Origin of the sequence: Bradyrhizobium sp. (genome assembly GCF_019242285.1) — a bacterium.
Taxonomy (GTDB): domain Bacteria; phylum Pseudomonadota; class Alphaproteobacteria; order Rhizobiales; family Xanthobacteraceae; genus Bradyrhizobium.
Window position 1 is genome coordinate 1 of the sequence record NZ_JAFAVV010000070.1, and the last position, 8631, is coordinate 8631.

An 8631-nucleotide genomic window follows, 5' to 3' on the forward strand; every position below is an offset into this window, starting at 1 on the left:
GCAGACCGCGCCGGTCACCAGCATGTCGATGTCGCCGGCCGCCATCGCCTTGAACAATTCGATGCCGGTGCCATAGAGCTTGAACTGCGGATCGAGGCCGTTGCGCGCCCACGCGCCGATATGGTCGCAAAGCCAGAGCTGCTCGTCGACCGCGATCGTGTGCAGATAGCCGACCCGGACCTTGGTCCTGACCTGGACCAGCGCGACCGCAGGGCTCGCAATCCCCGCTGCGGCCGCTGCCGAGCCCGCCGTAGCGAGAAACTGACGCCGATCCATCGCACCCCTCCCATTGCCATTTTTCTGGCGCACGACCGCCGCGCCTTCGTCGTGAAGGCACAACCTTACCGCAAGCCAACCTCGGCGTGTGCCGACTTCAGCACGTCCCAACCTCAACGTGTTCCAGGCGTATCCCAGAGATCGGTTGCAAAATTGAGGCGACGGCGGAGAGCCGAACAAAAAAGCCTTAAACCGGACAAACCATTCAACGAGAGTCGGCCGGTTCGACGCTTTTCGGCCGTGCTCTCCGCCTCATTTCGGAAGCCATCATCGGGGGACAAGACGATGATCGACCAAGCCTTCCCGCCATTTCGCCATTCGCCGTCACAACCCAAGGTTCACGTCCTGGCCGGCGCATTCGCGCTCACGTTGATCGTGCTGCTCACCGGCACGCTGACGGCCAATTGCGAGGTGGCGGCGCCCGCAACCTCGCGCCCGCCGCGGATCGAGGAGCAATGGAAGGACAAGCTGAACGCCAACACCGTCGCGATCATCGCCGGCAGCCCGGAGGACACCTATCTCGACATCACCCATGATCTCGCCGTCGTGCTCAATGGCGAGAACCTGCGCATCCTTCCCATCGTCGGGATGGGCGGCGCGCAGAACATCCGCGACGTGCTGTATCTGCGGGGCGTCGACATGGGGATCACTTCGACCCAGATGCTGCGCTATTTCGCCTCCACCGGCGAGTTGTCGAGCGCGCTCGACCAGCGGCTGACCTACATCACCCGCCTCTACCCGGAGGAGATGCATGTGGTGGCGGGCCGCGGCATCAAGTCGCTGCAGGACCTGAACGGCAAGAAGGTCAACTTCTCCGAGACAGGCTCCTCGACGCAGATCACGGCGCGCGACGTGTTCGGGCTGCTCTCGATCAATGTCGAGGAGGTCAACATGAGCCAGAACGACGCGATCGTCGCCATCAAGGATGGCAGCATCGCCGCGACCGTCGACTTCTCCGGCAAGCCGGCCGGCGTGCTCGCCCACATCCCGGCCGCCGACAATCTGCATCTGGTGGAAGTGCCCTATACTCATACGCTGGAGAACATCTATCAGCCGGGAACGCTGGAGCAGTCGCTCTATCCCGGCCTGGTCGACGCCGGCCGCCAGAGGATCCAGACGGTCGCAGTCGATTCGGTGCTCATCACCAACAACTGGCAGGTGGGCAGCGAGCGCTATCGCCGGGTGGCCAATTTCGTGGAGGCGCTGTTCACGCACTTCCCCGATCTGAAGAAGCCGCCCCGGCACCCGAAATGGCAGGAGGTCGACCTCGGCAAGGAATTACCGGGCTGGCAGCGTTTCCAGGCGGCGCAGGATTGGCTACTACAGGCGAAGTTCGACCAGTTCCGCGCCAAGTATCAGGGTGACAATGTCAAGTCCGAAAGTCCGGCCGACAAGCAGCGCATGTTCCGGGAGTTCCTGGAATGGCAGCAGAGCGAGGCCAGGAAGCAGCGCTGATGCCGCCCGCCGACGCTGCGGGCATCGCGGCCGGGAAACCGCCTGAGAAACCGCCTGACCGCATGAGCAGCGCCGACGAGATCACGCCCCGTGCCGCACGGGGAGACGACGGAGCGCCGGCAGCCAGGCCGGCGCTCGCCCGGTTCGACCACGCCTCGGTCGTCTTCGACACGCCGAGCGGTCCGCTGAAGGCGGTCGACGACATGCGTTGCGAGATCCACGAAGGCGACTTCGTCTCGGTGATCGGGCCGTCCGGCTGCGGCAAGACCACGATGATGAACATGCTGGCGGGCTTCCAGCAACCGACGTCCGGCAGCGTCTCTTTCGAGGGCCGGCCGATCACGGGCCCCGGCCCCGAGCGCGGCGTGATCTTCCAGGAATATGGCGTGTTTCCGTGGCTCACGGTGAAGGACAACATTGCCTTCGGCCTTTCCCTCGCCGCCAACCGCATCGGTGCCAAGGAGCGCGAGGAAATCTGCGCGCATTATCTCGCCTTGATGGGATTGTCGGACTTCGCCAATGTCTATCCGAAACACCTGTCGGGCGGCATGCGCCAGCGCGTCGCGATCGCGCGGGCCTATGCGGTGAAGCCGAAATTCCTGCTGATGGACGAGCCGTTCGGCGCGCTCGACGCGCAGACGCGCTCGAACATGCAGAACCTGCTGCTCGAGGTGCTGGCCGCCGAGGGCAAGACGGTGATGCTGATCACCCACTCTGTCGACGAGGCGATCTATCTGTCGTCGCGCATCATCGTGGTGACCGCGCGCCCCGCGCGCATCAGACAGATTGTCGACGTAAAATTTCCCTATCCGCGCCACGAAGAGATCCACGAGCGCGCCGAGTTCGCCGAACTGCGCCGGACGATCCGCGAGCTCGTGGCGAGCGAATATCGCGCGCAGCAGGCCCAGGCGCGGCCGGAGCCATTCCCCCGGTAGTGTCATGCGCACGCCGTCCGGCAGATGCGAAAGCTGCGCCGTCGATCTACACTCAAAGGTTGAATATTGATCGCCGAACCGCTTCGCGACGGTTGCACCCGCAATGGCTGCAATGAGCCGCGTCGGCCACCGGCAGCATTTTCAGGTTGTTTCGTCATCCGCCCACACTTTGGACCAAAAGCGCGATTAATCAAGCGCGGGGGATGGGGTCCGAGTCGCCAGGCTCGACGCGTCGGGGCAGCGAGGAAGCAGCGTGACCGAGTCGCCGAAGCCGAAGCTCGATTCCAACGATCCATTTCACTATGCGCCGCCGAGAGCGCGGGAACGAAGTAAGGTCATGACTCCGGGCCCGGACGACCGCTTCTCGATGCCTCACTTCATGCCGGAGGAACGCGCGCTGCAATTGCGGCCGCTGCCGGGAAGCGACGAGCAGTCCAGCGCGCAGTCCGACATTTTCGCCGAAGCCGTGGCGCGGATGATGCGGGAGCAGCGCGAGTCCGAGATGGGCGAAGTGCCGTCCGTGCTGCAGCGGCGGCCGTCGCTGCTGCTGCTCGGCCAGCTGGTGGTCGCCGTCGCGAGCGCCGCTGCCGTCGCGCTGGTCTATGTCGCGGTATCCTCGCCGTCGACCGCGCCCACCGACGGATCGGCGCTGCGGATGTGGCAGTCGGTGAAGGGGATGCTGCCCGCCGTGCCGCGCCGCGCGCCGACGCTGATGGTCCGTAATCAGGGCGCGTTCGTGAACGAGACGCTGTCGCTCGGCGTCAGCGTCGACCATGCCGATCCCGGCGCGACCGTCACCGTCAAGGGCCTGCCGGCCAATGCGCGGCTGACCACCGGCGTGCCGACCAGCCTCACCGAATGGCGCCTGGCCGCCGACGAAGTATCGACCGCCAAGGTGATTCCGCCGAGCGAGTTCGTCGGCACGATCGACCTTTCCGCCGAGCTGCACAATCCCGACGGCACGGTTCTGGTCGGAAGCGTGCTGCAATTGTCGTGGCAGCCCTTGCCACCGCCCCCGCTCACCACGGCGGCCGTGACGCCGGGCCCGCAACCGCTCCCGGCAGCGCCGCCTTCCCTGCCGCGGCAGCCCGAGCCGGCCGCGCCGACGCCGGAGGCCATGACCGCCAACGCCATCGCGGCCCTGGTGCGGCGCGCGCAGGAGATGCTCGCGACCGGCGACATCAGGGAAGCACGCGCGCTCTTGATGCAGGCCGCCGAAGCCCATGATGCCCGCGCCGCCCTGATCCTCGCCAAGACCTTCGATCCGAACGCCGCGCGGCAGCCGACCGCTTCCGATCCGGGACCGGACATCGCGCAGGCGCGCGGCTGGTATCAACGTGCGCGCGATTGGGGCTCGCCGGACGCGCAGCGCCAGCTCGACGCGCTCGCGAGCTACCGGTGAGCCGCGCCCGGCCTGGAGCTTTTTCCGTTCCAATGGAATCGGAACGGAAGCTCTAGCTTCTTTGTTTTGACGCGTTTTCTTCACGCGAACCGGTATCCACTTCGCTCGAAAACGCTCTAGGCGCGTCCTTCCGACAGGATCAGGCTCGCGCCCTTCTCGCCGATCATCAGGCTGGCCGCGTTGGTGTTGGCGGAGGTGATCTGCGGCATCACCGAGGCATCGACCACCCGCAGCCGCTCGACCCCGCGCACGCGCAGATGCGGATCGAGCACGGATCGCTCGTCGCCGCCCATCCGGCAGGTGCCGACGCAGTGAAACACCGTGCCGCCCGTGCTGCGCGCGAACTCCCACAGCCCGGCCGGATCGCGCGCTGCTTCCCCGGGCGCCATCTCGACCTCCCAGAGATCGCGAAACGATCTCTGCCGGAAGATGTCGCGCAGGATCTTCATGCCGCCGACGATCGTCCTGCGGTCGATCTCCTCGACGAAATAGTTCGGCACGATGCGCGGCTGCTCGAACGGATCAGCCGAGCGGATCGCAAGCACCCCGCGCGATTGCGCGTGGCACTGCCAGGCCGAGGCGGTGAAGCCGGAATAGCGATGCAGGGGGTCGCCCGGCTTGTCGCAGGACAGCGGCATGACGTTGAACTGGACGTCGGGCCGGCCGCCGACGGCGTGCTCGGTACAGGCGGCGCCGCCGACCTGCCCTGCTCCGACCGTCAACGGCCCGCGGCCGGCGAACAGCCATTCGGCGCCCATTCGCGCGAGGTGGTAGGGATGGCGCACCTGGTCGTTCAGCGAGATCGGCCGCCTGAGGCGGACGATGATGCGGGCCTGGTAATGGTCCTGCAGGTTGCGGCCCACCTCCGGCGCATCGGCGACCACGGGGATGTCCAGCGCGCGCAACAGCGCGGCGGGGCCGACGCCGGAAAGCTGCAACAATTGGGGCGATTGCAGCGCGCCGCCAGACAGGATCACCTCGCGGTCCGCATTCGCAGTCGCGCGCCCACCTTCGCTCACCCATTCGACGCCGGTCGCGACGCGGCCCGAGAACAGCACGCGGCAGACATGCGCGCCGGTGAGGATGGTGAGGTTCTTGCGCCGCACGATCGGACGCAGGAAGGCCGACGCCGCGCTGGTCCGCCAATGCCGGCCGATGCCGAGCTGATAGCGGCCGACGCCGAACGTGGTCGCGCCGTTGAAATCGCCATTGCGCGGCAACCCGTATTCGACGCCCGCCTCGATCCACGCCGCCGATGCCGGGTTGTCATTGCGCAGCTCCGACACCTCGAACTCGCCGAGGCCGCCATGATACTGGCTCTCGCCGCCGCGATAGCGCTCGTGGCGCCGGAAGTACGGCAGGAGCTCGCGATAGCTCCAGCCCCTGGCGCCGAGACGCTCCCAGTCGTCGAAATCCCGATGCTGGCCGCGGATGAAGATCAGGCCGTTGATCGACGACGAGCCACCGATCACGCGCCCGCGCGGCCACACGATCGCACGGTTGCCGGTGGTCTCGCTCGGCTCGGTGACGAAATGCCGCGAGAAGCGCGGGTTGTACATCGTGCGAAAGTAGCCGACCGGAAGCCTGAGCCAGAAATCACGATCCGATCCGCCGGCTTCCAGTAGCAATACCCGGCAGGCTGGATCGGCCGAAAGGCGGTTGGCGAGGACGCAGCCGGCCGAGCCGGCGCCGACGATGATGTAGTCGTATCCCGAGGCAGCCATGGTCCATCTTCCTACGCGATCGGCGGCCGCCAAGTCATGCGTCCCAAGTCATGCGTCGCAAGCCATGCGTCCCAAGCCATGCGTCCCAAGTCATGCGTCCCAAGTCATCTGTCCGTCTGCGCGCGATCGTTTGCCGCACCCACAGCACCAAGAGGTTGCACCATTGTACCCCATCGCGACATCGAATTACCGCATTGCAGCCTCAAATGGTGGCATATGCCGCTCGCAGCGGCTGCGGGTTGGATGATCACAAACAATCAAAAAGAGAGCTGTGTCAGAAAAGCTCGCTATGCGCGCGGCCGTGATCCGGCGACAACCGGGTACGATCATTGTGTGGTGCGGAAGGAGCGTATGAGCAGGCGTGTCGCAAAGCAGGTGTCGCTCGGCCTCGCCCCCTGGGTCGCGGCCATCGCGATCTGGTACGGCGTCCGCGCCAGCGGCTACGTCAACCTCTCGCTGATCCCCGCGCCGCACCGGGTCGCGGCCAGGTTCGTCGACCTGCTGCTGCATGAAGGCCTGCTCTACGACGTCCTCGTATCGACCCGCCGGGTCTTCCTCGGCGTGGCGCTGGGCATCCTGGCGGCGGTCCCCGTCGGCTTCCTGCTCGGCTGGTACCGCCCGGCGCGCACGCTCGCCGACCCCATGATCAACTTCTTCCGGGCGCTGCCGCCGATCGCGCTGATCCCGCTCGTGATCGTCTATTTCGGCGTCGATGAGGCCGCCAAGCTCGTGATCCTGTTCTATGCCGCGTTCTTCTCCGGCGTGATCGTGATGTACGAAGGCGTCTCGCAGATCCCGCCGCTGCACATCCGCGTCGCGCAGTCGCTCGGCGCCGGCGAATTCGAGATTTTCCGCAAAGTCATCATCCCGCTGACGGTGCCGCACATTCTCACCGCGCTCCGCGTTTCGCTCGGGGTCGCCTGGGCCACCCTCGTCGCCTCCGAGCTGATCGCGGCCCAGCGCGGCCTCGGCGCGCTGATCCAGAATGCGGCGACCTATTTCCTGCTCGACGTCATCTATGTCGGCATCATCTCGATCGGTTGCGTGGCGCTCTTGATGGACACCATCCTGAGGCGGATCAGCGCGCGGCTGCTGGTGTGGCAGGAGCGCGCAGTCGGCTAGCAAAGAGGAGAACACATGCATCGACGACAATTCCTGACCACGACGATGGGGGCGGCGCTGAGCGGACTGGCGGCGCCAGCGCTGGCGCAGGCCAGGACCAAGCTTCGCGTCGGCTATCTGCACACGCTCGCCGTCGACGGCCAGATCTGGACCGGCATGGACCGCGGCTCGTTCGAGAAGCAGGGCCTCGAGCTCGAGCTGCGCCAGTTCAACACCGGGCTCGAGGTGTTCCAGGCGCTGATCGGCGGCAGCCTCGACGTGTTGGCGACAGGCGCCGTGGTCTCGAACTTCCCTGCGCGCGGCCAAGGCAGGGTGTTCCTGATCAACGACATCGAGGTCGCAACCGCGCAGCTCTGGGTGCATTCCGAGGCCGGCATCAAGTCGTTCGACGACCTCAAGGGCAAGCGGATCGCGACCACCACCGGCACCACCGCGCATGTCTTCCTCGATCGCGCGCTGCGCGCCAATTCGGTCGATCCAAAGGAGGTCGAGCTGCTCAACCAGGCCATGCCCGCCGCGGTGACCTCGTTCATCTCCGGCGCCGTGCCCGCGGTCGCGCTCTGGGTGCCGTTCAACATCATGGTGCGCGACAAGGTGCCCGACGCGATGAAGCTCGCCGACGCCTCGGCCTATTATCCGCAGGCCGCGATCATCGACGGCTGGGCGGCGGCCAACAGCTATTTCGATGCCAACAAGGAGACGCTGGTCAAGCTGATCAAGGGCTGGAGCGAGGCCAATGATCACATGATCGAGCACAGCGACGAGGCGCTGCAATCGCTGCAGCAGGGCCATTACAGCCAGGTGCCGCTCGCCGATCTCAAGGAGCAGTTCCAGGCGCAGAAGATGTTCTCTTCGCGTGACTGGAAGAAGCTGTACCAGGACGGCACCGTCACGCGATGGCTGCAGCAGTCCACCGACTTCTTCATGGCCAATGCCGGCATCAAGGATTTCACGCCGGCCGACAAATATTTCGACACCAGCCTCTATCTCGAAACGGTGGCGTGAAGCCTGCGGGCGGGCGGCATGGAGGCGCGGCGGCGTGATGCCGCCGCTCCTGACGTCCAAAGCACCACGAGATTGGGTTCGATCGAGCGGCGCCGGAGCGATGCTACCTTCCCGTCCTTCTAGGAGAGGCTGGGGGTGAGCAGACGCGCGCCATTGGTGTGAACTGTCAAACCTGTACCTTCACCCGAGTTCGCGGCGATCTGGTCCGTCCCAAGGCCATCTCGCTCCGGTATCTCCGCACAGAGGTTCTGACGGCTTGTCCGCGCGGACTACCTTGCACCTGTCAGCCGAAACGATGCGCTTGATCTCACAACCGGGTTCGGCCGAAGGCCGCCGACTTGCGCCGTGCGGCAAGTCGGCGGCTGTCTGAGGTACAGGGACAGTGACGCGAACGCATCCGGGAGGGCGGTTCGTGACCCGTTGCGGAAATCAGTCGTTCGAAAGCCGGGATTTCCTATACGCTGTAGTTCTACAGTGCGGAGCAGGCTTGGCAGAGCCGTGGAGGACACCAATGAAGCACCGCAGCATTCTCGGTACGTGCATTGCCGCGGCTTTGGGGGCCTCCCTTCACGCGAATAGTGCCTCTAGTCAGCAGCCATCGCTGAAGGAACAACTCGTTGGAACGTGGATGGTGATCTCCTGGGAGCAGAAGAAAAACGACGGCACCACACTGCGGCAGTTCGGAGCGAACCCAACGGGTATGGCCATTTTT

8 protein-coding genes are annotated in these 8631 nt (G+C 65.6%); 6 read left to right on the forward strand and 2 right to left on the reverse strand.

All coding sequences use genetic code 11. From position 1 onward, the window contains the following. Positions 1-276: twin-arginine translocation signal domain-containing protein (locus tag JOY90_RS02985; RefSeq protein ID WP_291689680.1), on the reverse strand; the 276-nt coding region annotated here is incomplete at its 3' end. A 285-nt stretch (positions 277-561) separates the two neighbouring features. Between JOY90_RS02985 and JOY90_RS02990 the strand changes: the two genes are divergently transcribed. The 3 genes from JOY90_RS02990 (at position 562) to JOY90_RS03000 (ending at position 4068) form a co-directional block, all read left to right on the forward strand. Beyond that, a complete protein-coding gene (locus tag JOY90_RS02990; protein WP_291689681.1) occupies positions 562-1731 on the forward strand; it encodes a TAXI family TRAP transporter solute-binding subunit in 1170 nt (389 codons plus the stop codon). After that, positions 1698-2666 (forward strand): ABC transporter ATP-binding protein, encoded by a 969-nt coding sequence (locus JOY90_RS02995; protein ID WP_291689682.1) that lies wholly within the window; start codon positions 1698-1700, stop codon positions 2664-2666. Before JOY90_RS02990 ends, JOY90_RS02995 begins: the two co-directional genes overlap by 34 nt. 337 nt (positions 2667-3003) lie before the next feature. Then, positions 3004-4068: a hypothetical protein gene (locus JOY90_RS03000; RefSeq protein ID WP_291689683.1), complete on the forward strand. Its 1065-nt coding sequence runs from the start codon at positions 3004-3006 to the stop codon at positions 4066-4068. Between the two features lie 116 nt (positions 4069-4184). On the opposite strand, the gene JOY90_RS03005 is transcribed toward JOY90_RS03000, so the two are convergent. After that, entirely contained in the window at positions 4185-5792 is a 1608-nt protein-coding gene (locus JOY90_RS03005; protein WP_291689684.1) for a GMC family oxidoreductase, read from the reverse strand. A 351-nt stretch (positions 5793-6143) separates the two neighbouring features. On the opposite strand from JOY90_RS03005, the gene JOY90_RS03010 reads away from it, so the two are divergent. The 3 genes from JOY90_RS03010 to JOY90_RS03020 form a co-directional block, all read left to right on the forward strand. Then, positions 6144-6914 carry an ABC transporter permease gene (locus JOY90_RS03010; RefSeq protein ID WP_291689685.1) on the forward strand — a complete coding sequence of 257 codons (771 nt, stop codon included), beginning with the start codon at positions 6144-6146 and terminating at the stop codon, positions 6912-6914. A gap of 15 nt (positions 6915-6929) precedes the next feature. Continuing rightward, positions 6930-7919 carry an ABC transporter substrate-binding protein gene (locus tag JOY90_RS03015; protein ID WP_291689686.1) on the forward strand — a complete coding sequence of 330 codons (990 nt, stop codon included), beginning with the start codon at positions 6930-6932 and terminating at the stop codon, positions 7917-7919. 511 nt (positions 7920-8430) lie between these two features. Continuing rightward, positions 8431-8631: lipocalin-like domain-containing protein (locus tag JOY90_RS03020; protein ID WP_291689687.1), on the forward strand; the 201-nt coding region annotated here is incomplete at its 3' end.

What these genes read in the sequence shown, in the direction of transcription:
- JOY90_RS02990 (WP_291689681.1), top strand. Translation starts at nt 562, where the DNA reads ATGATCGACCAAGCCTTCCCGCCATTTCGCCATTCGCCGTCACAACCC.
- JOY90_RS02995 (WP_291689682.1), top strand. Translation starts at nt 1,698, where the DNA reads ATGGCAGCAGAGCGAGGCCAGGAAGCAGCGCTGATGCCGCCCGCCGAC.
- JOY90_RS03000 (WP_291689683.1), top strand. Translation starts at nt 3,004, where the DNA reads ATGACTCCGGGCCCGGACGACCGCTTCTCGATGCCTCACTTCATGCCG.
- JOY90_RS03005 (WP_291689684.1), bottom strand. Translation starts at nt 5,792, where the DNA reads ATGGCTGCCTCGGGATACGACTACATCATCGTCGGCGCCGGCTCGGCC.
- JOY90_RS03010 (WP_291689685.1), top strand. Translation starts at nt 6,144, where the DNA reads ATGAGCAGGCGTGTCGCAAAGCAGGTGTCGCTCGGCCTCGCCCCCTGG.
- JOY90_RS03015 (WP_291689686.1), top strand. Translation starts at nt 6,930, where the DNA reads ATGCATCGACGACAATTCCTGACCACGACGATGGGGGCGGCGCTGAGC.